This window comes from Pseudoalteromonas sp. SA25 (assembly GCF_011378705.1).
Taxonomy (GTDB): Bacteria; Pseudomonadota; Gammaproteobacteria; order Enterobacterales; family Alteromonadaceae; genus Pseudoalteromonas; species Pseudoalteromonas arctica.
The window spans coordinates 1-25,868 of the sequence record NZ_WTKV01000014.1; the positions used below are offsets into that span (position 1 = coordinate 1).

At 40.7% G+C, this 25,868-nt stretch carries 25 protein-coding genes; 12 read left to right on the forward strand and 13 right to left on the reverse strand.

What is annotated here, in order from left to right:
• Positions 1-12 precede the first annotated feature (12 nt).
• A complete protein-coding gene (locus GQR45_RS12390; protein ID WP_096058041.1) occupies positions 13-1,386 on the reverse strand; it encodes an IS4 family transposase in 1,374 nt (457 codons plus the stop codon).
• Between the two features lie 559 nt (positions 1,387-1,945).
• Between GQR45_RS12390 and GQR45_RS12395 the strand changes: the two genes are divergently transcribed.
• Complete coding sequence (locus GQR45_RS12395; RefSeq protein WP_010554222.1) at positions 1,946-2,377, forward strand: hypothetical protein; 432 nt, start codon at positions 1,946-1,948, stop codon at positions 2,375-2,377.
• Positions 2,378-2,389: 12 nt separating this feature from the next.
• Here the strand turns inward: GQR45_RS12395 and icd are convergent, their stop codons facing one another.
• A complete protein-coding gene (icd, locus tag GQR45_RS12400; RefSeq protein WP_165726102.1) occupies positions 2,390-3,658 on the reverse strand; it encodes an NADP-dependent isocitrate dehydrogenase in 1,269 nt (422 codons plus the stop codon).
• Between the two features lie 187 nt (positions 3,659-3,845).
• Here icd and GQR45_RS12405 point away from each other — a divergent pair, with 187 nt between their 5' ends.
• Positions 3,846-4,649, forward strand: a complete 804-nt coding sequence (locus GQR45_RS12405) for a hypothetical protein (protein ID WP_165726103.1) — start codon at positions 3,846-3,848, stop codon at positions 4,647-4,649.
• Here the strand turns inward: GQR45_RS12405 and GQR45_RS12410 are convergent.
• Positions 4,646-5,197, reverse strand: a complete 552-nt coding sequence (locus GQR45_RS12410; protein ID WP_165726104.1) for a hypothetical protein — start codon at positions 5,195-5,197, stop codon at positions 4,646-4,648. The two genes, GQR45_RS12405 and GQR45_RS12410, sit on opposite strands and share 4 nt — an antisense overlap.
• 370 nt (positions 5,198-5,567) lie before the next feature.
• On the opposite strand from GQR45_RS12410, the gene GQR45_RS12415 reads away from it, so the two are divergent.
• Both GQR45_RS12415 and GQR45_RS12420 read left to right on the forward strand, forming a co-directional pair.
• Positions 5,568-5,735, forward strand: coding sequence for a hypothetical protein (locus tag GQR45_RS12415; RefSeq protein WP_002961566.1), 168 nt, complete (start codon positions 5,568-5,570; stop codon positions 5,733-5,735).
• 139 nt (positions 5,736-5,874) lie between these two features.
• Positions 5,875-6,717: a transporter substrate-binding domain-containing protein gene (locus tag GQR45_RS12420; protein ID WP_165726105.1), complete on the forward strand. Its 843-nt coding sequence runs from the start codon at positions 5,875-5,877 to the stop codon at positions 6,715-6,717.
• An 84-nt stretch (positions 6,718-6,801) separates the two neighbouring features.
• On the opposite strand, the gene GQR45_RS12425 is transcribed toward GQR45_RS12420, so the two are convergent.
• The 5 genes from GQR45_RS12425 to GQR45_RS12445 form a co-directional block, all read right to left on the reverse strand.
• Entirely contained in the window at positions 6,802-7,383 is a 582-nt protein-coding gene (locus GQR45_RS12425) for a YceI family protein (RefSeq protein WP_165726106.1), read from the reverse strand.
• Position 7,384: 1 nt separating this feature from the next.
• Positions 7,385-7,936: a cytochrome b gene (locus GQR45_RS12430; protein ID WP_165721489.1), complete on the reverse strand. Its 552-nt coding sequence runs from the start codon at positions 7,934-7,936 to the stop codon at positions 7,385-7,387.
• A gap of 356 nt (positions 7,937-8,292) precedes the next feature.
• Entirely contained in the window at positions 8,293-9,129 is an 837-nt protein-coding gene (locus GQR45_RS12435) for a ScpA family protein (protein WP_165726107.1), read from the reverse strand.
• A 6-nt stretch (positions 9,130-9,135) separates the two neighbouring features.
• Positions 9,136-9,756 carry an L-threonylcarbamoyladenylate synthase gene (locus GQR45_RS12440; protein ID WP_024590418.1) on the reverse strand — a complete coding sequence of 207 codons (621 nt, stop codon included), beginning with the start codon at positions 9,754-9,756 and terminating at the stop codon, positions 9,136-9,138.
• The gene (locus GQR45_RS12445) at positions 9,753-10,607 is read right to left on the reverse strand and encodes a PHP domain-containing protein (protein WP_165726108.1); all 855 of its coding nucleotides are present in this window, start codon (positions 10,605-10,607) and stop codon (positions 9,753-9,755) included. Before GQR45_RS12445 ends, GQR45_RS12440 begins: the two co-directional genes overlap by 4 nt.
• 464 nt (positions 10,608-11,071) lie before the next feature.
• Here GQR45_RS12445 and GQR45_RS12450 point away from each other — a divergent pair, with 464 nt between their 5' ends.
• From GQR45_RS12450 to trpA, 6 genes are read left to right on the forward strand one after another with little or no spacing between them, the layout of a single operon-like run.
• Positions 11,072-12,640: an anthranilate synthase component 1 gene (locus GQR45_RS12450; protein WP_165726109.1), complete on the forward strand. Its 1,569-nt coding sequence runs from the start codon at positions 11,072-11,074 to the stop codon at positions 12,638-12,640.
• 1 nt (position 12,641) lies between these two features.
• Entirely contained in the window at positions 12,642-13,244 is a 603-nt protein-coding gene (locus GQR45_RS12455; RefSeq protein ID WP_165726110.1) for an aminodeoxychorismate/anthranilate synthase component II, read from the forward strand.
• A gap of 11 nt (positions 13,245-13,255) precedes the next feature.
• Positions 13,256-14,293 carry an anthranilate phosphoribosyltransferase gene (trpD, locus tag GQR45_RS12460; protein ID WP_165726111.1) on the forward strand — a complete coding sequence of 346 codons (1,038 nt, stop codon included), beginning with the start codon at positions 13,256-13,258 and terminating at the stop codon, positions 14,291-14,293.
• The gene (gene trpCF, locus GQR45_RS12465) at positions 14,286-15,650 is read left to right on the forward strand and encodes a bifunctional indole-3-glycerol-phosphate synthase TrpC/phosphoribosylanthranilate isomerase TrpF (RefSeq protein ID WP_165726112.1); all 1,365 of its coding nucleotides are present in this window, start codon (positions 14,286-14,288) and stop codon (positions 15,648-15,650) included. Before trpD ends, trpCF begins: the two co-directional genes overlap by 8 nt.
• Positions 15,651-15,657: 7 nt before the next feature.
• Positions 15,658-16,842, forward strand: a complete 1,185-nt coding sequence (gene trpB, locus GQR45_RS12470; protein WP_010554212.1) for a tryptophan synthase subunit beta — start codon at positions 15,658-15,660, stop codon at positions 16,840-16,842.
• Entirely contained in the window at positions 16,839-17,660 is an 822-nt protein-coding gene (trpA, locus tag GQR45_RS12475) for a tryptophan synthase subunit alpha (protein WP_024593372.1), read from the forward strand. The genes trpB and trpA overlap by 4 nt, the downstream gene beginning before the upstream one ends.
• A gap of 106 nt (positions 17,661-17,766) precedes the next feature.
• Here the strand turns inward: trpA and GQR45_RS12480 are convergent, their stop codons facing one another.
• Both GQR45_RS12480 and GQR45_RS12485 read right to left on the reverse strand, forming a co-directional pair.
• Positions 17,767-18,345 carry a type 1 glutamine amidotransferase domain-containing protein gene (locus GQR45_RS12480; protein WP_165726113.1) on the reverse strand — a complete coding sequence of 193 codons (579 nt, stop codon included), beginning with the start codon at positions 18,343-18,345 and terminating at the stop codon, positions 17,767-17,769.
• 464 nt (positions 18,346-18,809) lie between these two features.
• Positions 18,810-19,079, reverse strand: coding sequence for an HU family DNA-binding protein (locus GQR45_RS12485; RefSeq protein WP_007375441.1), 270 nt, complete (start codon positions 19,077-19,079; stop codon positions 18,810-18,812).
• A gap of 191 nt (positions 19,080-19,270) precedes the next feature.
• Between GQR45_RS12485 and GQR45_RS12490 the strand changes: the two genes are divergently transcribed.
• Positions 19,271-19,846 (forward strand): inner membrane-spanning protein YciB, encoded by a 576-nt coding sequence (locus tag GQR45_RS12490; RefSeq protein ID WP_165726114.1) that lies wholly within the window; start codon positions 19,271-19,273, stop codon positions 19,844-19,846.
• 89 nt (positions 19,847-19,935) lie between these two features.
• Positions 19,936-20,577 (forward strand): CPBP family intramembrane glutamic endopeptidase, encoded by a 642-nt coding sequence (locus GQR45_RS12495; protein WP_165726115.1) that lies wholly within the window; start codon positions 19,936-19,938, stop codon positions 20,575-20,577.
• A gap of 116 nt (positions 20,578-20,693) precedes the next feature.
• On the opposite strand, the gene prpF is transcribed toward GQR45_RS12495, so the two are convergent.
• From prpF to prpC, 3 genes are all read right to left on the reverse strand, one after another.
• Positions 20,694-21,860 (reverse strand): 2-methylaconitate cis-trans isomerase PrpF, encoded by a 1,167-nt coding sequence (gene prpF / locus GQR45_RS12500; protein WP_165726116.1) that lies wholly within the window; start codon positions 21,858-21,860, stop codon positions 20,694-20,696.
• 11 nt (positions 21,861-21,871) lie between these two features.
• A complete protein-coding gene (gene acnD, locus GQR45_RS12505; protein WP_165726117.1) occupies positions 21,872-24,481 on the reverse strand; it encodes a Fe/S-dependent 2-methylisocitrate dehydratase AcnD in 2,610 nt (869 codons plus the stop codon).
• Between the two features lie 129 nt (positions 24,482-24,610).
• The gene (gene prpC / locus GQR45_RS12510) at positions 24,611-25,735 is read right to left on the reverse strand and encodes a 2-methylcitrate synthase (RefSeq protein WP_165726118.1); all 1,125 of its coding nucleotides are present in this window, start codon (positions 25,733-25,735) and stop codon (positions 24,611-24,613) included.
• Positions 25,736-25,868 lie beyond the last annotated feature (133 nt).

The following is a 25,868-nucleotide window of genomic DNA, read 5'->3' on the forward strand; positions in this document are numbered from 1 at the left end:
GCTGTCTCTTGATCACAAGTCTGACTCAAGAGATTTTGCTAAATCGTAGCCTTCCAGGATGGCTTGTAACTTAAGCCATCCTTGCCATAACACTTTCACAGATGCACGCCCTGTGCGCTTGGTATCTTTCCAGCCTCCTAACTTTGCCAGTTCCTGATACGCCCATGACATATTTGGAGCAGTTTCAGGCAATGGTGTTTTTATTCTCTTTAACCACAATAACTTCCATGCTTTGGGAGATAACAGTTGTTCACAACTTGGAGAATCAGGCTGCTCATTGGTGAACTTTAGTTGCAATATTCGCGTCGCAATAAAGCCATTAATCGTCACCAATCTTTCCATGTTATCTTGGCTTTGAAGGCGTAAACTTTCGATATCCGTACCATCACTTTTCCAGACTTTATGGTATTCCTCTACAAGCCAACGGTGCTCATAGTAGGTGATGATAGCTAAAGCGTCTTCTTTGCTGGTGACTGGTTCACTGGTTAATAGGTGCCAGCTTAAGCCGTTCTCAGCGTTTCCTCGCTCTGCACAGCCGACATAGTAAACTGGGAGGGAGTGTCCTTTCTTATTGTAAGGCGCTTTGAGTGTCACTGGCGCATAGGTGATATCCAGTGTTGCGCTTCGGGCTTTTCTTCCTCCTTTTTGTGCAATGTGGATGTGTTTGGTGCCTGCACTCATCAGCTCGCTTGCAAACGCATAGAGCTTATCCTCACCTTCTTCAATATGACGACTTTGCATCGAGCGTACGACGAATCGTTGCTGCTCGCTCAGTTTATACTGCAAGTATTCGTAGATGTCCGCTTCGCGGTCACACACCGATATCACGTTCGCCATTTGTCCTTGCAGCCGCTCTGCCATCGCTCGTGACGCTGACTCCCACTTGTAACTTTCTTTTTCTTCGTAAGAAGTCGTCGCGTGTTTTTCTCTTTTTCCAATCGTGTTGATATCACGACTCCAGCGAGACTGTTCAATTAATCCCACAACTTGCTTTGTGTCTGGCGCAAACAGTAATACGCTATGAGCTAACAAGCCTCGTTGTTTTGCTCCTCGTCCGACATGACCCAAATCATCTCGAATGGAGGAATGTTTATAAATTAGTGTGGTCGTGTCTTCTAATGCGAGTAATAAGTTATGACTTTTTGCTTGTTCAACCGTGGCTTTAAAGCCTGACTCTGCTATAGCCGTTGCGTCAATATTCTCGTTGCGAATAAAGCGGTAGGCACCTTCCATATCGGCGGGGGATTGAGTGATGTTCACAAGTGGTTTTCCTGGTTCATTTGCAAGCGTTGATGCTAACTTTACCAGACGCGCTGTTCTTCTTGGATCACCTAAGTCCGATTTACCGAATTGTTGTTTTGCCCAATGAGTATGTTCGTTAATCATAATGTGCCCTCAAACAAGATTTGAAGATCTGATCATGACATTGAGATTTAGTTCAAAAAAATCCCCGCTAATTTCTTAGCAGGGATTTGTGTATAAGAGACAGCTATTTTAGTGGCTATTCCCTACTTTATTAAAATTTAACATTGTTATTGCTATTGTGACGGCTAAATAAAATACACGCGAAAAATAAAAAAGCGCCACGGTATTCAACTTTGGGAAAATACCGTGGCGCTTTTGGAAATCGTCGATATAGGAATCTACCTACAGCGTATTATTAGCAAGCTTAGTACCAACTTCATAAAATAATTAAAATTCAATAAAAACAATTAACTAAGATTCCTTCTTTATTCCTCAACTCCTCCCTTTGTTCCAGTTTTGTGCACACTTTCACCGCATTGCACCAAATTAATTAGTATTATTTAAGATTGTTTTCTGCGTTCTATTAACCATTAAATCTTACTATTGATAAAATCAATATCAGTTATTGAAAACAACAATTTTATTAATAATACACTTAGCGCTAGAGTGAAGTTAAGCCAACAAACTAAGAGTAATTATTATGACAACAGCTTCTTTCACACGCCAAGACGGATTATTCATCGATGCTAACTTACATCAGTTCATCGAAGAGCAGTTATGCACTAAAGCTAACACCACTGAAACTTACCAAGCGTTAGCTACTTTAGTTGATGAGTTTGGTTGTAAATGCCGTAAAACAAAACATCAACCAGATGATGTATTAGAAGTTGATACATTATTAAATGCATACCAACTTAAAAATCATCCACTTTGCCATGTTGATGCACAAACTACGGAAGCCGTTTTAGACGAATATTGCTGCCAAGTTCCTGCAATTATTGTTGTTGCGTTAATGGATACGCTTAGTGGTACACAGTGCGATGAACCCCAAGCACATGAGATTTACCATCGTGCAGCGCAGTTAACCAACCGCCCTTGTATGCACAGAGTAAAAACTGCCTCAGCAGCTTAATAATGAATGTATTTAAAAGTGCTCGATAACCTTCTTTGCAAAGCCAGTACAAGTTAAGGTTGTCGAGTTATGAATACTTGAGTTATCGCTCTGCTCTTGCGCTAAATCAAAGGTTACTTCACCGCTTTTAAATGTTTGCTCTAACGCATTTTCTATGAGTAATGCGGCCTCGTCCCATCCCATAAATTTAAGCATTAATACCGCACTTAAAATACTGCTACTTGGGTTTGCTTTATTTTGCCCTGCTATACGTTCAAACGTGCCGTGTGTAGGCTCAAAAAATGCGACATCGTTATTTAAATTTGCAGCAGGCATTATACCAACACCACCAACTTGTGCACTGAGCATATCCGCTAAAAAGTCGCCGTTTTGGTTAGTCGTAACCACTACATCAAATTGCTCTGGATGCATTAAACATTGCTGCAGCATGTTGTCAGCTATGACTTCTTTAATAATTAAGGGCCCTTGGTGTGTTCGCTCTATTTGCAACCAACGCCCATTTTCATGTGCGGTGGCATTAAACTCGTTTTGTGAAAGTGCAAACCCCCAACGCTTAAATGCACCATCGGTAAATTTAAGTACATTACCTTTGTGCACTAGCGTTAATGACTCACTATCGTTTTTAAGTGCATAGTTAATTGCAAAGCGCATTAGTCGCTCAGAGCCTTCTTTAGATATATTTTTAATACCAATTCCGCACTCTTGTGAAAACCTTAGGCGGGTTACGCCCATTTCCTCACATAAAAAATCGAGCATTTTTTCGCTCTCTACACTGCCTGCTTGCCACTCAATACCTGAGTACACGTCTTCGCTACTATCACGAAGAACTGTTATGTTTGTTAAAAAAGGGTTTTTTAAAGGAGAAGGGAGTGCACTAAAACCTTTTATAGTGCGCATATTTACAAACAAATCCATTTCTTGCCTGAGTGCAACATTAAGAGATCGAAAGCCACCACCTAGTGGTGTGGTTAACGGCCCTTTTATGGCAATTTTACAGGCACGTACCGCGTTAATTGTTTCTTGTGGAAACCAATCACCGTCGTACAGCTTTGCGGCCTGCTCGCCATTATAAACCTGCATCCAATGAATTTTCCGTGCGCTTTTATAACAATGCTCAATTGCACTATCAACAACATGGCGCATTACCGGCATAACATCTAGACCCACGCCATCGCCATCAATAAAAGCAATGATAGGTTCTAACGGTATTTGCCAGTGTCCTTGTGCATCAATAGTGATATTTTGGCCGTTATCAGGAACTTGAATATGCTGATACGTCATGGCTAAACCTAACTTAAAATAACGATTAATTGATTAAACCATGCTTAGCTAGGAGTGTCTGTATTTGTACTTTTATAGTTACTATCATTTTAAAAAATAAAGAATTAGGCGTGATTATTTATCCATTTAGTTGGTCTTGTATATTAGAATTTTCGTACCAATTATTAAATTACAGTGGAGCATTTTAATGAAATTATTTTTTGTACTGCTACTATTAATCAGCTCTTTTAACGCATTAGCCGTTGAAGTAGTCATACGTAACCTTAGCTCGCTCTCAAGTAATGCTCAAAATACGGTGTCTATATGGGTTAATCAAAGTGCTGAAAAAACACAAAATACACTGGGACCTTTAAAACAAACCACATTGCCTATTTATTTAAAACCGCAATACTTTGCTTTTGAGCCTGTACCTTGGGCTACAGTTAAGCGCAATAACCCCGATGGGCTTGAACTACATATAGATCGCTATGCCAGTTTAAATGCATTCACTAAAGATTGGACGCTATACCATGAACTTTCGCATTTATATTTGCCGCTACTTCCCTACTCCGGTTTTTGGCTAAGCGAGGGTTTTGCCAGTTATATGCAAAACGTAATAATGCGTGACAGCGGTATAATTACCCAGCCGCAATTTGTACAACGTTTAAATGCAGGATTTGATCGTGCCCGCCTGCAAACTAAAACTAAAACACAGCCACTTAATAAGCTCTCTGCCGATATGTGGAAACAACGAGCCCAGCAACGTGTTTATTGGACGGGTGCGGCTTTTTTTGCACAGGCCGATTTGAAGCTACAAAAACAAGGTTTATCTGTCGCGGGTATAATAAAACAGTATCAAGTATGCTGTAGACCCGCTCGCTCTAGTGCTAAAACCTTTATAAAAGAATTAGATAAGCTATCCGGTAGTAGCGTTTTTACAACGCTGTATGCAAAATATAATACCCGCACCGATTTTCCTGATATTAGTAAAGAGCAGCTAAACACGCTTTAACGGCTGCTCTGTTTTATATAGTTACTATATTCAACAAGCCCTTGCGCGTTAAAATTGGTTGAGTACTCGTTCATAAAACCATGCAAAAAATTGGTTTTATAGCACTTAACATTCGCTTTGGTGCTTAAAGCTTTAATAACTTCATCAACATTAAAGTGACTCTCACTTGCTGGAAATATGAACTCACAGGGTACTTTTGCGCTTAAATTTAAATTATGTCTAATTTGCGACGGGTAAAAGCCAATTAACTTTTTAAGGTGTGTATTGCCTGTTAATAACTGTGCCCGCCATGCTGCACTTGCCCCTGCACTAAAAGCAATACACGTCGTTGGCAATTTTAAACTCTCAAAGCATTTTTGAACTTTGTCGGTGTATTTATCATGGCCACACTGCTGTATAAAATTGTTGTAACTATCTTGTTCACTTTCAATAGCTTGAAACTTGTTATTGTAAGGGTCAACAATCACTAAATTTGAACTAATTGCCTGTGATAACCTCCTTAAAGCAGGGGTTAAACCATAAATATCACTCACTATTAGGTAATTCATACTTATCCTTTGGTAACTAAAAATGGGCTTTGTAAGCAGTTGATAAGATTTATTATAAATATTTTTACAAAAATAGCTTGCGCGCAATTTATATATAAGTTACCTTCCCTCTCTGGTTTAAAGAAACCGCCGCGGTTAACCATTTACCCTGATCCAGTAAGCCCCGCAAAACGTATATTTGAAAGCTAAGTTATTGTACGGCGAGAACCCCTTGAATAATACCGAGATGATTTTTTACTATCATCGCAAAAGTGTCATAAAGATCGTCAACACTGTAATGAAGCTAAACACAACATCGTTAATTTATTAACTGCAATTTGCTATAAAAATATAGCGCAGAATAAATAACAAGAATAAAGTGAGTTTTATTATGTCTTATAAATATAATGGGTCTATGATCCAAATCGCACATCCAGTGCAATCAATTTCAGTAAACAAACATCGTGTAATCTTTAGTGATACACAAGGTTTAAAAAATGCATTGTTTCAAAAAGCGAGTGATGCACGCCAGTTTGTTAAGTGGCTAAAAGCTAACTAAGCAACACATAACTTTAATTGCCCTTTTATTATTGCAATTATTGATAAGATATTATGCCAGCCTCGTTGCTGGCATTTTACTTTTTAGCTCTTTATTGGTTACAATAGTTTTACAATAATAATTACTGGCAGCTGTTGTAATGCTCCGTATATTTTTAACTTTCTTACTTTTTTTCTGTCTGACCTCAATAGGCAATGCTAGAAGCATAAACTGGCTAGCGCACGACTTTGCACCCTATTATATTTTAAATGGTCAATATCAACACCAAGGCCGTGACGAAAGCATAATTTCATTACTTGAAAAACAACTTCCTAATATTACCTTTAACCGCATGCTTATCCCTTCAGGTAAAGTAATCCAAGAGCTATCTAATACTTCAAATAATGTTTGTGCGTTATCGCTTTATAAAAATGATTACAGAAAAGAGCATATTTATTTTACAGAGGAGAGCTCAACAACGGGCCTCTCGCCTTCAATAGCAATGCACAAAAGACTCGCCAAAGCGCTAAATATAGCGGAATCAAAAGAAGTATCACTATTAGATTTAATACAAGATAAAAAACTAACTCTTGGGATCTCTATGAGCCGCTCTTATGGCCAAGAGATAGATACATTGATAAACAGTACGCCTAATATAGATTTAGTAATTAGACCCACTCGCGATAGCCTAGCGAGCCTCACATATATGCTTAACCTAAAACGAATTGATATTTTGCTGGGTTACCCAAGCGAGCATTACTATTTAGCTAAATCAATGCACTTTGAAGAAAACTTAACGCAGCGTCCATTAACCGAATCACCCGCGCTAAGTTATGGTTTTATTGGCTGTACTAAAAACGAGCAAGGCGCAGAAGACATTGCTATTCTTAATGAGCAGCTTAAAGTTATTAAAAAAACGCAGGCTTATAATGATTTACTCATGCGCTGGTTGCCCGAGCATTTAAGGCCGCTATTACAGTCACGTATTAATAGCGCAAAATAAGCAAATTCGAAGTCGCTTAATTTGAGTTTCTGTTAAGCAAAAAAAACGCCACAGTAAGTGGCGTTTTTATATTTAATAATGGTATTACTGACGAACGCCTTCTATTGATAAAATAATATCAACATGAGTAGATGCAGGTCCTAAGTTATAATCAATACCGTAGTCGGTAAGTTTAAGGCTGGTTTCGCCCTCAAAACCTACGCGGTAGCCGCCCCACGGATCTTTACCTTCGCCCACTTTATCTATTTCAAAGGTAATAGTGTTAGTTACGCCGTGCAGCGTAAACTCACCGGTTACATCAGCCTCTTCGCCGTCTTCATCGAATTTAATACTCGTGCTTTTAAATGTCGCTTTTGGGTATTTATCTACATTTAAAAAATCTTTACCATGTAAATGCTTATCGCGCTCTGCATGGTTAGAGTCAAGACTTGTGGTATCAATGTTTACCATAATTTTTGACGCATCAGGGTTTTTAGCATCGTAACTAAATGTGCCGTCAAAAGTATTAAAACGACCATATAACCAGCTGTAACCTAAGTGTTTAATTTTAAAGTTAACAGATGCGTGCCCGCCTTTTGTATCAATTACATAATCAGCTGCATTGGCGGCTGTTGCCGATAACATCATTGCAGCCGAAATGGCTGTGCTTACTAATAATTTTTTCATTTTAATCATCCTTTAATGGTTTGATCATTCTAATTAAGGTTTTATCTTTATCGATAAAGTGATGTTTTAACGCCCCTAGTGCATGCAATACTGCAAACCCGATTAATGTGCACGCGCCGTAATAATGTACTTTTCCTGCAATATCGGCTTGGTCATCAAAGGCAAAATCAAGCGCTGATACATTAAATAAAGTAAATACTTCTATTGGACGCCCGTCTGCGGTTGATATTAAATACCCTGCAACAACAATAACAGCCAAAATAATATACATAGCAATATGCGCCGTATGCGCTAATTGGTTCATGCCTTTACTCTCACCTAATGGCTTAGGTTGTGTAGATAAAGCACGCCATAAAACTCTAAATAAAAATACGGCCACAAGCGTAATACCGATACTCTTATGTAAATCGAGTGAACCTTTATACCAGCTATCGTAATAAGTAAGCTCAACCATATATAAACCTAAACCAAACAGGCCAAAAATAGTCAGCGCCATGAGCCAATGTAAAATAATGGCGACAAGTCCGTAAGATGAAGGTGTATTTTTAAACATGTGTAACGTCCTATAATGCTATGACGTTACAATATAGTGCACAGCCGTAAATGAAAATAACATTTACAAACACTTTACGTGCGTATACGCACAGAACTTTATTATTTAAAGTCAGTTTTGCAAATAATAAAGTTCTGCTTGTATATTGGGTCTATTTAACGTTAAGAAAATCACGCTAGAACTAGGCAGAAATTTTTGTATCTAGTTGTTCTCGGCAATTGCTCCCTGCATTGCTCTACCTCCTGCATCCATGCAGTCGTAAATAAAAAGTTTTTAACAACGTAATAGTGCAATTTAATTCGTTAAATTGCTCAAATATTCATGCAGGTTGGTATGAGATGATTAAACAGATAGTTTTATAGGGTGGATTGTTCGCTTAAGCTGACATAAATTAAGCTTTCAGGGTTTACTTGCAGACAGGTAACAAGCCCTTCTTTAATAAGCTCAAGCATGGCAATAAAACTAACTACTACACCACTTCGCCCTTCATCTGGGGTAAAAAGTGCATTAAATACAACCGCTGCCTTTGCTTGCGATAATTGCTGTAATATTTGACTCATTCTCTCTCGAGTTGAGAGTACTTCAGCAGTAATTTGATGATGCTCAAACGTTTTTGCACGCGCCATTACATCACTCAGCGCCAGCATTAAGTCTTTAAGTTCAATATCGGGGAGATTTTGACTTGTGTCTTCACTTATTGGCATAACGGCATGCGCTATAAAAATATCACGACCAACACGGGGAATATCGTCGAGGTTTTCGGCGGCTTGTTTAAACAGCTCATACTCTTGCAGGCGTTTAATAAGCTCAGCGCGAGGATCTTCTTCCTCTTCAAGCTCTTCGTGTACAGGTAATAATAAGCGCGACTTAATTTGCGCAAGTAACGCAGCCATTACTAAATATTCGCCAGCAAGTTCGAGTTGAAACTCGGTCATCATTTCTACATAACTTACGTACTGCTCTGTAATACTAAAAATAGAAAGTTCGAGTACATCAAGCTTATGCTTTTTAATTAAATAGAGCAGTAAATCGAGCGGGCCTTCAAAGGTTTCTAATATTATTTCGAGCGCGTCAGGTGGAATGTATAAATCTTCTGGTTTGTCTACAACCGCTTTACCATGCAAAAAAGCCAGTGGCAGCTTTTGCTGCACTGGCTTTTCACTATTTTTTGTATTCGCAGTGCTTTCACTCACTCGCTATTACTCAAACGGGCTTGTATCACCACAGCCAACACGCAAAATCTTGACTTCATCTTCCGACAAATCGATTACCGTGGTTGCTTGCTCGGCTAAGTGGCCACCGTGAATAATTAAATCAACGTGTTTATCTAAACGCTCTAATATTTCATCAGGATCTGATTCTGTAAACTGCTCACCTGGTAAAATTAAAGAACACGACATTAACGGCTCACCAAGTTCGGCAAGTAACGCACAGGCTATTGGGTGCTCAATTACACGCATGCCAATGGTTTTTTTCTTGTCGTTTAATAAACGTTTAGGGACTTCTTTTGTGCCTTTAAAAATAAAGGTATATGGCCCTGGCGTATTATTTTTTATTAACCTAAATAGCTGATTATCTACACGTGCGTAAGTAGATAGCTCCGATAAATCACGGCAAACTAGCGTAAAATTATCGTTTTTTTCAATACCACGAATACGCTCTATGCGCTCTTTGGCTTGCTTATTACCAATGTTACAACCGATGGCGTAGCCCGAATCTGTTGGGTAAACAACAACGCCGCCTTGTTTAATAATATCAACGGCTTGACTAATTAGTCTCGGTTGCGGGTTATCAGGATGAATATGAAATAATTGACTCATGTTAATGCCCCTTCTTCTCCTTCCCAAGCTTGCCAAACACCTTGGCAGTCTTTTGGTAGGTATAAATTTTTGCCAAGCTCTAAATAGCTTGTCGGAAAATGAAAATCAGACCCTTGCGAGCAAAGTAGTTCGTACTCACGGCTGAGTTCACCTAAAAATTGACGTTCGCTTGGCGCCTGTTGAGGTTGTGCAACTTCCATTGCGTCCCCTCCTACACTTTTAAATTCTACTAATAATTTGCGTAGCCACTTGTTTGACATTTGATAGCTACTTGGATGCGCTAGTACAGCAACACCACCAGCGGCATGTATGGCCTCAATAGCGGTTTGCATGGTGCACCAGCAACTTGGTACGTAGCCTGTTTTGCCACGCCCTAAGTACTTTTTAAAAACACCCGGGAAATTTTTAGCAACACCGCGCTCAATAAGGGCGCGTGCAAAATGTGCACGCGTTATTTGCGCGTCTTTTGCCAGCTCTTTAGCTTGCTCGTAAATGCCATCAAAGCCATTTTTTGCAAGGCGAACACCAATCTCTAGTGCACGCTCTTCTCGCTTTTGCTGCTGAGCTGATAATAAAGAGATAAGGTCAATATTATTAATATCAATATTTAAACCTACAATATGAATTTCGAAGCTTTCCCATTTAGTAGACACTTCGGTACCCGTTATCAATGAAAGCGGTAAGTTTTCGGTTTTAATAAATTGCTGCGCAGGCTTAATAGCCGCCACAGTGTCATGATCGGTAATAGCAAACACATCAATATTTTTATCAACAGCGCGATGCAATAATTCTTCAACCGTTAAACGCCCGTCTGAATGTGTGGTATGGCTATGTAAATCATATTTTATCAAAAGAAAACTGCTTAAAATTAAGGGTTACTGGTGTTTATGTAAGTATAACAACTTTTTTGACTAAATTGTTTTAAATAAACACTTGACACAAAAGCATAAGATACGTTTTACTGTAGCCACTTTCAGACATATTAAGAATTAACAATAATGATCAATTCAAACTTAAACACTATTTGGTGGTGGCACTCGTAATTATCGGGTGATGAATTGTCGTGTCTAACAAAAATTCAAAACCCGCAACTATGCGGGTTTTTTTATAACTAAATTTTATGAAACGTATACGTTAAAAATATTTAATAAATTTTGAGGCAGAAAAACATGAATAACGGTCTTACTCTTACACATCGTTGGTGGTGGCGCCTGATATAGCGGGACGGTAATGATCTGTTTGTAATTTAGATATCGTTATTCAAACCCCGCATTGCTAAAGCACTGCGGGGTTTAATTTTTTGAGGGAATGAGGTTTGATTTTTAGTCATATAACTACCACACCAGGCGAAGTAACAAGCATTACGCAAGTACGCGACTATATTAGTAGTCCTCTTGCATTATACGCGGCACTTGATAAGCCTAACTCACTACTGCTTGAATCGGCTGAGATTGATTCTAAAGACAGTGTAAAAAGTTTAATTTTAGTCGACTGTGCATTGCGCATTGTATGCCAAGGTAAAACAGTTACTATTACTGCTCAATCTAATAATGGGCAACAACTACTTAGCTACTTGCAGGCAAATGTTAAAAGCTGTGATGCCACTTTAGACGGCGCAACGCTTACCCTGTGTTATTTAGACACAAGCGGCGATACTGACGAAGCAAGTAAACTAATTGCAGATAATGCATTTAGCGCTCTGCGCACTTGTATTAACAGTATAAAAAGCACAACTAATAATCCATTTTCGTTGTTTTTAGGCGGTGTATTTGCCTACGATATGGTAGCAAACTTTGAGCAGTTAAGTGATGTACCAGATGGCGAAAACACCTGCCCAGATTACGTATTTTATTTAGCCGAAACCTTAGTTGTTATTGATCATCAAAAACAAACAACCGAACTCATTGGTAATGTATTTAACGGCCCAGACGTACACGCTAACTGCTTTGAAGTAGGTAAAGAGCTAGAGCGCTTAAATACGCTGTGCGATAACGCTTCAGAATTTAGCGCACCAATGCAAAGTGGCGAATGTGAGGTAAGCGTTGATATAGACGATGACACTTATTGCGAGCAAGTAGTTAAGCTTAAAAAGAATATTGTAGATGGTGATATTTTTCAGGTAGTGCCGTCGCGTACATTTTCACTACCTTGTCCTGATCCTCTGCACGCTTATAGCCAGCTTAAAAAGCAAAACCCAAGTCCCTATATGTTTTATATGCGCGATGAAGACTTTGCTTTATTTGGCGCATCGCCTGAATCAGCACTTAAATACACAGTGCAATCTCAGCAAGTTGAAGTATACCCAATTGCTGGCACTCGCCCACGTGGCAAATTTGCTAATGGGCAAATAAACCCAGACCTAGACAGCCGCATTGAGCTTGAACTTAGAAACGATCAAAAAGAGCGCGCCGAGCATTTAATGCTTGTCGATTTAGCCCGTAACGACGTAGCACGTATTAGTGTTGCAGGTACTCGTTTTGCCAAAGAGCTATTAAAAGTAGACCGCTATTCACAAGTAATGCATTTAGTGTCACGAGTTGTTGGCACACTAAAACCCGAGCTTGATGCACTGCACGCTTACCAAGCATGTATGAACATGGGCACGCTTGTTGGTGCACCAAAGGTTCGTGCTGCTGAGCTTGTTCGTCAAACTGAAGGTAAGCGCCGTGGCAGCTATGGCGGCGCAGTAGGTTACTTAACCGGTGATGGCGCAATGGATAGCTGTATTGTTATTCGCTCAGCTTTTGTTAAAAATAACAAAGCGTATGTGCAAGCAGGTGCCGGTGTGGTGTTTGACTCAGATCCTATTTCAGAAGCAAACGAAACTCGCGCTAAAGCACAAGCGGTTATCACCGCCATAAAATCTACGTATAAGGCGGTATAAAATGAGTAAAGCGAATCCTATTAAAATCTATTTTTTAGATAACTTTGACTCATTTACATATAACTTAGTTGATGAGCTAACGATGCTTGGCTGCGAACTGGTTGTTTACAGAAACAATATTAGCGCTGAGGTTATTTTTAACAAAATGCGCCAAGAGCAAGGCCAAGTGCTATTAGTACTTTCGCCAGGCCCTGGAACACCAAGCGATGCAGGCTGTTTAATGGAGCTTATTGAGCTCTCTAAAGGCCACTTCCCAATGCTAGGCATTTGTTTAGGCCAACAAGCATTAACACAAAGTTACGGTGGAGTAATCGGTCACGCGGGTGAAACCGTACATGGTAAGTCTTCAATTATTAATTTAGGCGAGCACCCTGTATTTGATGGTATGGGAAATACAATGCCTGTTGCACGTTACCATTCATTAATGGCAACAAAAGTGTCTGATAATATTGAGGTTATTGCCCAGTACGAAGATATCCCAATGGCTATTTATCATCATGGTGACAACGCATTGGGTTACCAGTTTCATCCAGAGTCAATACTAACGCCAAACGGCGCAATGCTACTCCAGCAAAGTGTCGCTTACTTAACACGCGCTAAATAAAAGAGGACATTATGAGTACACAACCAGAACAACCCATAAATGTTCAACACGCGATTGATCAACTAATTACGGGGCAATCATTAAGCTACGCAGACGCCAAAGCGCTTTTTGATGAAATAATGCAAGGTAATATGAGTGAAATTGAACTAACCGCCCTACTTATAAGCCTTAAAATTAAAGGCGAAGTAAGCGACGAGATTGCAGGCGCTGCAGCTTCAATGCGCGAAAACGCCGTTGCTTTTACTACCAGCAGTACGCAACTTGCCGATAGCTGTGGCACTGGTGGCGATGGTTCAAACACAATTAATATAAGTACAACGGCTGCAATTGTTGCCGCTGCTGCCGGTATTAACATGGTAAAACATGGTAATCGCAGTGTATCGAGTAATTCAGGCTCAGCCGATTTACTCAAAGCCCTGGGCATTAATATAGATATGAGCCCAGAGCAAGCTGCAAGATGTCTTGAGCAAACCAATTTTACCTTTTTGTTTGCACCGCACTATCACAGTGGCGTACGCCATGCGATGGGCGTACGAACATCGCTTAAAACACGCACTATTTTTAATATTTTAGGTCCGCTTGCTAACCCTGCAGCACCTGAAGTGCAATTACTCGGCGTGTATAACGAAGCGTTGTGTATGCCAATGGCACAAACACTTAAAACCCTTGGCACAAAGCGCGCTATGATTGTTCACGGCTCGGGCACTGACGAAATAGCCCTACACGGCCCAACAACGGTAGTTGAGCTAAATAATGGCGAGCTTACACAGTACACGCTAAACCCAAGCGACTTTGACCTTGCAAACTATTCACTTGAACAACTCGCTGGTGAAGGCCCACAATACAACGCAAATGCTAGCCTTGCCATCTTACAAGGCAAAGGCACAGATGCACATAATGCTGCCATTGTGGTTAACGTAGCTGCCCTTTTATACCTAACAGGTAAAGCAGAAACGTTGAAAGAAGGGGCAAAGCAAGTACAAACATTATTAAGTTCAGGGCAAGCCATGAACACACTAAATGCAATTATTGAGGTAAGTAATGGCTAATGTATTAGACAAAATTGTTGCTGATAAAAAATTAGAACTAATTGAAAGAAAAGCTGCACGCCCGCTTGAAAGCTTTAAGCACCTTGCAGTGCCTACAAGCCGTAGCTTTTATAAAGCACTTGCAGCACCTGGCACACAGTTTATTTTAGAGTGTAAAAAAGCATCGCCTTCAAAAGGGTTAATTAGAGAGCCTTTTGATTTAACTGAAATTACTTCAGTTTATAAAAAATATGCTACCTGCATGAGTGTGTTAACTGATGCTAAATATTTTCAAGGCAGTTTTGACTACCTCGAATTTGTGCGCAGCCAAGTAGAACAACCGCTTATCTGTAAAGACTTTTTTATAGATGAGTACCAAGTGTACATGGCACGTATTTATGGCGGTGACGCTATATTATTAATGCTTTCGGTACTCGATGACGAAAGCTATAAAGCACTGCATGCCGTTGCCGATTCACTTAATATGTCGGTATTAACCGAAGTAAGTAATGAAGAAGAAGTACACCGCGCACTTGCGCTTGATGCACAAATTATTGGTATTAATAACCGTGATTTACGCGATTTAAGCACCGATTTAGCCACTACTGAAAAACTACGAAAGCTTATTCCGGCTGATAAAGTGGTTATTTCGGAATCGGGTATTTACACCCATCAAGACGTAAAACGTTTAGCTCCATTATGCGATGGCTTTTTAATTGGCAGCTCACTTATGGGCGAGCGTGATTTAGAGCAAGCATGTCGCCGTGTTATTTTAGGCGACAATAAAGTATGTGGTTTAACACGTAGCCAAGATGCACAAGCGGCATATCAAAACGGTGCTGTTTATGGTGGTTTAATTTTTCATCCTAAATCGCCTCGCTATGTCGATTTAGATTGTGCAAGAGAGCTGAGCCAAAGCGCACCACTTAACTTTGTTGGTGTATTTGTAGATGCTCTCATTGAGCAAGTTGCTCAATACGCAAGTGTGCTAAAATTAGCGGCAGTTCAATTACATGGCCAAGAAAGTGACGATTACATTGCTGACTTGCGTACACAGTTACCAACTAATTGCGAAATTTGGAAAGCCCAAGCAATAAAAGATGCATTGCCAACGCCTGTAAATGGGGTTGATCGACACCTTTACGATACGCACAGTGATACACAAGCTGGCGGTACTGGTAAAGCATTTGATTGGTCGGTGCTTAGCGGCGCAACTACACCATTTATGCTCGCTGGAGGCTTAAATCCAGACAATATTAAAGATGCGCTTTTTAAAGGTGCCTTAGGCCTTGATTTAAACTCAGGCGTTGAAGAATCTGCGGGTAAAAAGTGCCCTAACAAATTACATAATGCTTTTACAAGCATCAGAAATTATTGAGGTTAAAATGCAAAATCCAGCTTATTTTGGCGAGTTTGGCGGTATGTTTGTACCCGAGTTACTTGTCCCTGCGCTTAAGCAGTTAGAAAATGAATTTAACAAAGCACAAAAAGACCCTGAGTTTCAGGCAGAGCTAAGTAAATTATTAAACGAGTATGCGGGTCGTCCTACCCCACTTACTTTAACGCGTAATTTAGTTAAAAACCCAAAAGTAAAACTGTATCTAAAGCGTGAAGACTTACTACACGGCGGCGCACATAAAACGAACCAAGTACTTGGCCAAGCGTTACTTACTAAGCGTATGGGTAAAAAACAAGTCATTGCTGAAACAGGTGCCGGTCAACACGGCGTTGCAACCGCGCTTGCATGTGCACTACTGGGTTTAAAATGTCGTATTTATATGGGAGCAAAAGACGTTGAACGTCAGCAACCTAACGTATTTAGAATGAAGTTAATGGGCGCAGAGGTTATTCCGGTAACAGCGGGTTCTGGCACATTAAAAGATGCAGTAAATGAAGCGCTGCGTGACTGGTCAGCAAATTACCAAGACGCGCACTACCTACTAGGTACAGCTGCAGGTCCTCACCCATTCCCAACAATTGTACGCGAGTATCAAAAAATTATTGGTGAGGAAGCTAAGCAACAAGTACTTAAAGCAGAAGGTCGTTTACCTGACGCTGTTATTGCCTGTGTTGGTGGTGGTTCAAACGCGATTGGTATGTTTACTGACTTTATTGACGAGCCAGGCGTTAAATTAATTGGTGTTGAGCCTGCTGGTAAAGGGCTTGATACAAATGAGCACGGTGCAACAATTTGTAAAGGCACAAAAGGCATATTGCACGGTACTTATACGTACATTATGCAAAATGATGATGGCCAAATTGAAGAGTCTTACTCTGTATCAGCGGGTCTTGATTACCCAGCTGTTGGTCCTCAACATGCATTTTTGCACGAAACTGGTCGCGCTCAATACGTGGGTATTACCGATACAGAAGCGCTTGATGCGTTTCAGTCGCTTGCTAAAAATGAAGGGATTATTCCGGCGCTTGAATCAAGCCATGCGTTAGCTTATGCGCTTAAGTACGCAGAGGAGCTAACCGAGGAAAGTGTTATAGTGATTAATTTAAGTGGTCGTGGCGATAAAGATTTAGCACACGTTCACAATGTACTAACTGAAAGAGGTCAGCTATGAGCCAAGTAAAAACGGATCGTTACGGCAAAATGTTTGCAGCGCTTAACGAGCAAAAACAAGGTGCGTTTGTACCATTTGTAACGATTGGCGACCCAGGTAAAGAGCAAAGTATTGCGATTATTAAAAGTCTAATTGACGGCGGCGCTGATGCGCTTGAGCTTGGTATTCCGTTTTCTGACCCAATTGCAGATGGTCCAGTAATTCAAAAAGCTAATATTCGCGCCCTCGATGTGCACATTAACACACAAGATTGCTTTGATATTATTAAAGAAATACGTGAGTATAACGCCGATATTCCAATTGGCTTATTATTGTATTCAAACCTTGTGTTTAAACGTGGTATTGAAGCATTTTATAAAGATGCAAAAGCAGTAGGCGTAGACTCAATTTTAGTGGCTGATGTGCCTTTACATGAATCTAAAATGTTTAGAAAGTCAGCAATGGATAACGGTGTAGACCCAATCTTTATTGCAACACCAAATGCAGATGACGACACACTTCGCCAGTGTGCCTCTTACGGTCGTGGTTACACGTATTTACTATCGCGCGCAGGTGTTACCGGTACCGATACTAAAGCACAAATGCCTGCTGGTAATATTGTTACTAAATTAAAAGAATACCATGCAGCCCCTGCTCTTTTAGGGTTTGGTATTTCAACGCCAGATGATGTAAAAGCGGCTCTTAATGCAGGAGCAGCCGGTGCTATTTCAGGCTCTGCTGTAGTTAAAATTATTGAAGCTAACCTTAATGATTTACCAGCAATGACCGCGCAACTAAAAGCATTTGTAGCTGATATGAAAGCAGCGACATCGCTATAAGTTAACTAGGGCGTGTTTTATACGCATTAAAAAAGGGCATTTAAAATGCCCTTTTTTGTTTTTTAAAAATCAAACGCTATAGCAATATCCAAACGTTTTAAAAAAATTAGTGAGCTTGGTGTTTACCCTCTAAAATCTCTTCAATAAATTTAGCATTAAATGCTTCTAAATCGGCTGGGCTACGGCTTGTTACTAAGCCTTTATCTACACATACTTCTTGGTCAATCCAATTAGCACCTGCATTAATTAAATCGCTTTTAATACTTGGAAAAGAGGTAATAGTACGGTCGCGCAGTTTATTAATTTCAGCTAACAGCCACGGCGCATGGCAAATAGCAGCAACGGGTTTGTTTTTTTCTGCGCCAAAAAAGCCATCAATAAAGGCTTTAGCATCTTTATCTTGGCGTAAACTGTCTGGGTTAAATAAACCACCAGGAAGCATAAGCGCGTCGTAATCAGCAGGGTCTGCGTTTGTAACTAGTTTATCTACTGTTACTTTATCGCCCCACTTATCTTCATCCCAGCCCGTAATTTGGCCTTCTTTAATTGATACTATTTCGATGTTTGCACCGGCATCAAGTAATGCGCTGCGTGGAGATAAAAGCTCACTTTGCTCAAACCCATCAGTGGCTAAAATTGCAATTTTTTTGCCTTGTAAACGTGTGCTTGTTTGTAATGTACTCATTGAGTTCTCCTTATATTATACCAATATGCATAAATCTTTGAGCAATTTAACGAATTAAATCGCACTATAACGTCGTTAAAAACCTTTCATTTAGAACAACTAAATACGAAAAATTTTTGCCTAGTTCTAGCGTAATTTTCTTAACGTTCAATAGACCCCATATATAAGCGGACTGGTATTGTTTAAAAATATGTTCGAAACACACAGTTAAATAGCATAATGCATGCCGATAACAAGTAATTGAAAGTAAAGGATTTAATGTAAGAGGGATTTGTAATGCCATGTAAATCATTTAGAGATTATGAATAATCTACATAGGTGCGAATTTATTTCCAGCTCATATAATTTAAAGCCACCAAACGCGAGGTGTAAAACCTCACCTACAACATATACCCGTAGGTGCGAATTTACTTCGCGCTCATGTAACTTATCTATCAATACGGGGTTTAAAACCTTAAATAGAATTAAAGTAGATCTTTTAACGCTTTAGCAGGCTTAAAAACCGCTTTATTAGCGCCTTCTATTTCAATTGCAGCGCCTGTTTGTGGGTTACGCCCAGTACGCGCTGGATAGTAACTTAGTGCAAACGTACCAAAGCCATTTATTTGAACTTGATCGCCCTCAGAAAGCGATTTAGTAATTACTTTTTGCAAGCTTGAAAGTGCCGCTTGAGAATCTTTTTTTGTTAATTCACTTTTGTGTGCAATGGCAGCAACGAGTTCTGCTTTATTCATTTTAGGCTCCTAAATACACGCCAAATCAGTGTTGGTTAAGCGTGGGAATATGATGATATAAAAAATACCAAACCAAGTTGGCAATAAAGCCACGCAGGCTAAGGGTTACAGGGCAACAAGTCAACCTTGTAGTTGTTAAGCTTTATGTGGTAAAAAGCCTTTGACTCTTTTTTGTATAATTTAGGTAAGCTATGCACGCATTAATTGAATACATCCCACTCATACTGTTTTTTGCAGTTTTTAAGCTAGTCGATATTTACTGGGCTACCGGTTTATTAATGGCAACTACGCTCATTCAAGTTGCTTATAGCTACTTTAAACATGGCTCTGTGCCAACTCGTCAGTGGATATTTTTTGGCATTGCTGCCGTGTTTGGTACGTTAACGCTGGTACTTCATGATGAGCAATACATAAAATGGAAAGCAACACTCATATACGCAGGTTTAAGCTTAACGTTACTTGTTAGCCGTTATGTACTTAAGAAAAATCTCGTTAAAAAAGCGCTTAGCTCAATCCTCGAAAATGCTAATGATACAAAACAAGCCATTGTAGTCCCAGAACCATTATGGGATAAGCTTAACCTAATGTGGGTTGCTATAACTGCTGGCATCGCAGCACTAAACATTTATATTGCATATAATTTCTCGCTCGACTTTTGGGTTAATTTTAAAGTGTTTGGTTTAATGGGTATTACCTTTGTGAGTATTTTTGCCACTATTATTGCCTTGTACAAATACCTCCCTAGTGAAGAAGAACCTGCAAAATAATTTTATAGATCACTTTGTAGATTACTAATCTCGTCATAAAAATGTCGTCTTAGCTTGATAGCTTATTAAAAAAACAAGTTGAGACGACCTTGAACGCCAATCAATATCGCTGGTTTGAATTTACCCTCATTTTTGTGTTACTACCCTTATCGGGTTTTGTATTACGCGAGTATTTAGCTAACTGGCTTATTCCTGCGCTTATTATTTTAATGAGCGTGTGTTGTATGTTGCTACTGGGCGATCCCCACTTTAAACGTTTTAGGCTTACAAGCCTTGGGCAATTTTCTGCTGTTAAAAAACGTGTGTTTAGCTTCTTTTTTTTAGGTGCACTGTTCTCAGGTATGTTTTACGGGATTATTCATCAGGGCAACTGGTTTACCCTTCCCCGCAACTCGTTTAATGATTGGCTTTTACTGTTGCTACTCTACCCAATACTGTCGGTTATTCCTCAAGAGTTAATATTCAGAACGTATTTTTTTCATCGTTATAAACGCATCATGCCCAAAAAAGCAGTGCGTATTGTAGTTAGTGCGAGTGTATTTGCGTTGGCGCATATTGTGTATGCAAATTGGATTGCAGTAGCCTTAGCATTTTTAGGTGGCTTACTGTTTGCTTATACCTATGCACAAAGCCGCTCAACCGTCGTGTGTGTTATTGAGCATAGTTTATGGGGGATATGGATGTTCACACTCGGGATTGGCAGCTACCTAGATTCAGGCACTATGAGTTAGTGCTGTTTTGTTATTAATTATGACAATAAAGAAAGCACAAAGCGCATAAGTATTTTGATGCTGTAAATTAATCACAATACTTATGCGATGGCTGTACGATAGTTATTAATGAGGAACTACTGAGGGACTCTTACAACCCCTTCCATTAATACCCGTGCACTTCGGCTCATACTCGCTTTGGTAACTAGCCAGTTGCCAGCATTATTTTTAGCCTCAGCACCTACTTTTAGCGTGCCCGACGGATGACCAAAGTTAACTTCACTCAATGCGCCGCCACCAGCGGCTATATTTACGAGTGTGCCTTCGATTGCTGCGGCCGTGCCAATAGCAACAGCAGCTGTGCCCATCATGGCATGGTGCAGTTTACCCATCGACATAGCGCGTACTAACAAGTTGATATTTGCAGCTTCAATAATTTTACCGCTAGATGCTTTGTAATCTAAAGGTGATGCAACAAACGCAACTTTAGGCGTATGTTGGCGAGCTTGCGCTTCACTAATGTTAGTGATTAAACCCATTTTAACAGCGCCATAAGCACGAATGGTTTCAAGCTTTTCAAGCGCTGCAACATCGTTATTTATATCGTCTTGCAGCTCTGTGCCGGTATAACCAATATCAGTGGCGTTAATAAATATGGTAGGAATACCTGCATTTATCATTGTTGCTTTTAAAGTACCAACACCTGGAACCTCTAAGTCATCAACTACGTTACCTGTTGGAAATAACGCGCCATCGCCATCAGCGGGGTCAATAAATTCAAGTTTTACTTCAGCTGCAGCAAAAGTAACGCCATCGAGCTCAAAGTCGCCGGTTTCTTGTACTTCGCCATTTGTCATGGGGACATGCACTAATATGCTTTTTTTAATATTAGCCTGCCACACACGCACAATAGCAACACCGTTATTAGGTACTCTGCTTTTATCGACCAAACCATTACTAATGGCAAAAGCACCGACTGCTGACGTTAAGTTGCCGCAGTTACCGCTCCAATCTACAAAAGGTTTATCTATTGCCACTTGACCAAACAAGTAATCAACATCGTGGTCAGTTTGCTCACTTTTACTTAAGATTACGGTTTTACTGGTACTTGATGTAGCACCGCCCATGCCATCCGTTTGCTTAGCATACGGATCGGGGCTGCCAATAACGCGTAGTAATAAATTATCGCGCGCCTCGCCTGCTACTTGAGCAGGCTTTGGCAAATCAGTTAAATTAAAAAACACACCTTTACTGGTGCCGCCACGCATATAAGTTGCAGGCACTTTAATTTGCGGTTTAAACATAATGCTTGCCCTTATGCAGATTTCGTTGCTTCTAAAAAGTCTTGTGCAAAGCGTTGTAACACACCACCAGCCGCGTAAATAGAAAGCTCTTCTTGGGTATCGATACGGCACTTCATAGGCACAGTGAGTACTTCACCGTCTTTACGAGTAATACTTAAATTAACGGTGGCACCTGGTTTTAAATCGCCTGCTACATCGTACGTTTCACTGCCATCCAGCTTTAGAGTTTTACGCGTTGTGCCTGCTTTAAACTCAAGCGGTAAAACACCCATACCAATTAGGTTAGTACGGTGAATACGCTCAAAACCTTCAGCTGCTATTACTTCAACGCCTGCAAGTCTTACGCCTTTTGCTGCCCAATCGCGCGACGAACCTTGCCCGTAATCGGCACCAGCTACAATAATAAGCGGTTGTTTACGCTCCATGTAGGCTTCGATTGCTTCCCACATACGGGTATTAGTGCCTTGTGGTTCTAAGCGTGCGTAAGAGCCTTGCTTAACTTCGCCGTTTTCGTCCAGTACCATTTCATTAAGTAGTTTTGGGTTTGCAAATGTTGCGCGCTGCGCTGTTAAATGATCGCCCCGGTGCGTTGCATACGAGTTGTAGTCTTCCTCTGGCACGTTCATTTTGGTCAGGTATTCACCAGCAGCACTACTTGCCATAATTGCGTTTGATGGCGATAAATGATCGGTTGTAATGTTATCGCCAAGAACTGCAAGCGCACGCATACCGGTCATTGTGCGCTCACCCGCAAGTGCACCTTCCCAATAAGGAGGGCGACGAATGTACGTACTTTCTGGGCGCCAGTCGTAAAGTGGATCGTTATCTTCACCGTAATCTACGGTTAAATTAAACATCGGCTCGTATACTTTTCTAAACTGCTCTGGCTTAACGCTTTGCTTAATTACTGCATCAATCTCTTCGTCTGACGGCCATAAATCTTTAAGCGTAATATCGTTGCCTTGTTGATCTTGCCCTAGTATCCCTTTTTCAATATCAAAGCGAATAGTACCTGCAATGGCGTACGCAACAACTAAAGGAGGTGACGCTAAAAATGCTTGTTTAGCATAAGGATGAATACGCCCATCAAAGTTACGATTACCCGAAAGCACCGCGGTAGTGTATAAATCGCGATCGATCACTTCTTTTTGAATAACAGGGTCAAGGGCACCGCTCATACCGTTACACGTTGTACACGCAAAACCAACAATACCAAAGCCAAGTTGCTCAAGCTCTGTTAGTAAGTTTGCATCTTCAAGGTATGATTGCACCGCTTTTGAGCCTGGTGCTAATGAAGTTTTAACCCAAGGTTTACGCATTAAACCCCTAGCATTTGCGTTACGGGCAAGGAGTGCAGCGGCAATTACATTGCGTGGATTACTCGTATTAGTACAGCTAGTAATAGCGGCAATAATACACGCGCCGTCTGGCATTAAGCCTTCTTCATTTTCAACAACGCCCGAAATACCTTCTTTAGCTAAATCGCTTGTCGATACACGGCGGTGTGGATTAGATGGACCGGCAATATTGCGCCCCACGCTTGATAAATCAAACTTAAGCACACGCTCATATTTTGCGGTTTTTAAGCTATCGCTCCAAAGGCCTGCTGTTTTAGCGTAGTTTTCTACAAGGGCTATTTGTTCTTCTTCACGGCCTGTTAAACGCAAGTAATCTATTGTTTTATCATCGATATAAAACATGGCTGCAGTTGCGCCAAATTCAGGCGTCATGTTCGAAATGGTTGCTCTGTCGCCAAGAGTAAGCGCGTCGGCACCTTCACCGTAAAACTCTAAATAAGTAGAAACAACACGTTGCTCACGTAAAAATTCAGTAATAGCCAACACAATATCGGTTGCGGTAATACCGGGTTGGCGCTTGCCTGTTAGCTCAACACCTACAATATCAGGCAAGCGAATATAAGAAGCACGGCCAAGCATTACGCTTTCAGCTTCAAGCCCACCTACGCCCACAGCAATAACGCCCAGCGCATCAACATGTGGTGTGTGACTGTCGGTGCCAACTAGTGTATCTGGGAATGCAATGCCATCTCGGTTTTGAATAACCGGCGACATTTTTTCAAGGTTAATTTGATGCATAATGCCATTACCCGGTGGAATAACGTCAATATTTTTAAAGGCAGTTTTTGTCCAGTTGATAAAGTGAAAACGGTCATCATTTCGTCTGTCTTCAATCGCGCGGTTTTTGTCAAATGCGTCAGGATCAAAACCGGCATGCTCTACCGCTAACGAATGATCAACTATTAACTGCGTGGGTACCACAGGATTCACTTTTGCGGGATCGCCGCCTTTGGCTGCAATTGCATCACGCAAACCTGCTAAATCAACAAGTGCCGTTTGGCCTAAAATATCGTGGCATACTACGCGCGCCGGATACCACGGAAAATCCAAGTCTTGCTTTCGCTCAATTAGCTGATTAAGTGCATCGGTTAACATGGCAGGGTCGCATCGGCGTACTAGGTTTTCGGCAAATACACGTGATGAATAAGGTAGTGTGGCGTATGCACCTGGCTTAATTGCATCTACGGCTTCTTGCGTATCGTAATAGTCGGCATTTGAGCCCGGCAGAGGTTTACGGTATTGGGTATTATTAATTATGGTCATAATAAGGGTTCGCTAATTTGGTGACGGTGTTTGCTCACAGCTAGCGTGTTTAATGAAAAGTTTGAGAAAAACTGCTCGCTAGTGGCTATGTGCAATAAAAAAGTGAGCACATGCGTGCTCACTCATTTTTTAACGTGACTCTATTGGTGGGTAACTACGTGCATCAGGGCCTGTGTAATCGGCACTTGGGCGAATAATACGGTTGTTAGCGCGTTGCTCTTTTACATGCGCAGTCCAACCAGTAACGCGGCTCATTACAAATATTGGCGTAAATAATTTAGTCGGAATATCCATAAAGTGATAAGCAGATGCATGGAAAAAATCGGCGTTACAAAACAGTTTTTTCTCGCGCCACATAATCTCCTCACAACGAACAGACACAGGGTAAAGCACGGTATCGCCCACCTCTGCCGCTAGTTTTTCAGACCATTTTTTAATAATTACATTGCGTGGATCAGACTCGCGATAAATCGCATGGCCAAAACCCATTATTTTGTCTTTACGCTCAAGCATGCCCATTACTTCTTGCTCAGCATGCTCAGCACTTGTAAAGCCTTGAATCATATCCATAGCTGCTTCGTTAGCACCACCATGAAGTGGGCCACGTAGCGTACCAATCGCACCTGTTACACAAGAGTGAATATCAGAAAGCGTTGATGCACACACACGACCCGCAAATGTAGAAGCATTAAACTCATGCTCTGCGTATAAAATTAGTGATACGTTCATCACTTGTGCAAATAAATCACTAGGTGCTTTGTCATGTAACAGTGTTAAAAAATGTGCGCCAACTGAGTCGTCATCAGTTTGTGTTTCAATGCGTACGCCATCATGTGTAAAGCGGTACCAGTAACAAATAATACTTGGGAATACAGCAACCATACGGTCGATTGCATCATTGGCTTGGCTAAAATCAAGCTCCATTTCAAGGTTACCCAACATTGAGCAACCTGTGCGCATTACATCCATTGGATGCGCATCTTTAGGAATATTTTCAAGCACAGTTTTAAGTGCATCTGGTAAGCCGCGTAAGCTTTTAAGTTTAGCTTTATATTCAGCCAATTCGCTAGTTGTTGGTAACTCACCGCGTGAAAGTAAAAAAGACACTTCTTCAAACTGCGCTTTTTCGGCAAGTTCGCTAATATCGTAACCACAATACGTTAAACCAGAACCACTTTGCCCAACAGTACACAATGCTGTTTGACCAGCCACTTGTCCGCGTAAACCCGCGCCGCCTAATGCTTTATCTACCATGATCTTCTCCTATCTTAAATTTGTGTGTGATTGTTGGGCGTATTGAACTTTGTAGATTGGAATTTGTTCAATCTAGGGGCGATTAAATCGCGGCGCGAGGTTTGTAACCTAGTGGACTAAGTAAAAACCGAGC

What these genes read in the sequence shown, in the direction of transcription:
- GQR45_RS12390 (WP_096058041.1), bottom strand. Translation starts at nt 1,386, where the DNA reads ATGATTAACGAACATACTCATTGGGCAAAACAACAATTCGGTAAATCG.
- GQR45_RS12395 (WP_010554222.1), top strand. Translation starts at nt 1,946, where the DNA reads ATGACAACAGCTTCTTTCACACGCCAAGACGGATTATTCATCGATGCT.
- icd (WP_165726102.1), bottom strand. Translation starts at nt 3,658, where the DNA reads ATGACGTATCAGCATATTCAAGTTCCTGATAACGGCCAAAATATCACT.
- GQR45_RS12405 (WP_165726103.1), top strand. Translation starts at nt 3,846, where the DNA reads ATGAAATTATTTTTTGTACTGCTACTATTAATCAGCTCTTTTAACGCA.
- GQR45_RS12410 (WP_165726104.1), bottom strand. Translation starts at nt 5,197, where the DNA reads ATGAATTACCTAATAGTGAGTGATATTTATGGTTTAACCCCTGCTTTA.
- GQR45_RS12415 (WP_002961566.1), top strand. Translation starts at nt 5,568, where the DNA reads ATGTCTTATAAATATAATGGGTCTATGATCCAAATCGCACATCCAGTG.
- GQR45_RS12420 (WP_165726105.1), top strand. Translation starts at nt 5,875, where the DNA reads ATGCTCCGTATATTTTTAACTTTCTTACTTTTTTTCTGTCTGACCTCA.
- GQR45_RS12425 (WP_165726106.1), bottom strand. Translation starts at nt 7,383, where the DNA reads ATGAAAAAATTATTAGTAAGCACAGCCATTTCGGCTGCAATGATGTTA.
- GQR45_RS12430 (WP_165721489.1), bottom strand. Translation starts at nt 7,936, where the DNA reads ATGTTTAAAAATACACCTTCATCTTACGGACTTGTCGCCATTATTTTA.
- GQR45_RS12440 (WP_024590418.1), bottom strand. Translation starts at nt 9,756, where the DNA reads ATGAGTCAATTATTTCATATTCATCCTGATAACCCGCAACCGAGACTA.
- GQR45_RS12455 (WP_165726110.1), top strand. Translation starts at nt 12,642, where the DNA reads ATGAGTAAAGCGAATCCTATTAAAATCTATTTTTTAGATAACTTTGAC.
- trpD (WP_165726111.1), top strand. Translation starts at nt 13,256, where the DNA reads ATGAGTACACAACCAGAACAACCCATAAATGTTCAACACGCGATTGAT.
- trpCF (WP_165726112.1), top strand. Translation starts at nt 14,286, where the DNA reads ATGGCTAATGTATTAGACAAAATTGTTGCTGATAAAAAATTAGAACTA.
- trpB (WP_010554212.1), top strand. Translation starts at nt 15,658, where the DNA reads ATGCAAAATCCAGCTTATTTTGGCGAGTTTGGCGGTATGTTTGTACCC.
- trpA (WP_024593372.1), top strand. Translation starts at nt 16,839, where the DNA reads ATGAGCCAAGTAAAAACGGATCGTTACGGCAAAATGTTTGCAGCGCTT.
- GQR45_RS12480 (WP_165726113.1), bottom strand. Translation starts at nt 18,345, where the DNA reads ATGAGTACATTACAAACAAGCACACGTTTACAAGGCAAAAAAATTGCA.
- GQR45_RS12485 (WP_007375441.1), bottom strand. Translation starts at nt 19,079, where the DNA reads ATGAATAAAGCAGAACTCGTTGCTGCCATTGCACACAAAAGTGAATTA.
- GQR45_RS12490 (WP_165726114.1), top strand. Translation starts at nt 19,271, where the DNA reads ATGCACGCATTAATTGAATACATCCCACTCATACTGTTTTTTGCAGTT.
- prpF (WP_165726116.1), bottom strand. Translation starts at nt 21,860, where the DNA reads ATGTTTAAACCGCAAATTAAAGTGCCTGCAACTTATATGCGTGGCGGC.
- acnD (WP_165726117.1), bottom strand. Translation starts at nt 24,481, where the DNA reads ATGACCATAATTAATAATACCCAATACCGTAAACCTCTGCCGGGCTCA.
- prpC (WP_165726118.1), bottom strand. Translation starts at nt 25,735, where the DNA reads ATGGTAGATAAAGCATTAGGCGGCGCGGGTTTACGCGGACAAGTGGCT.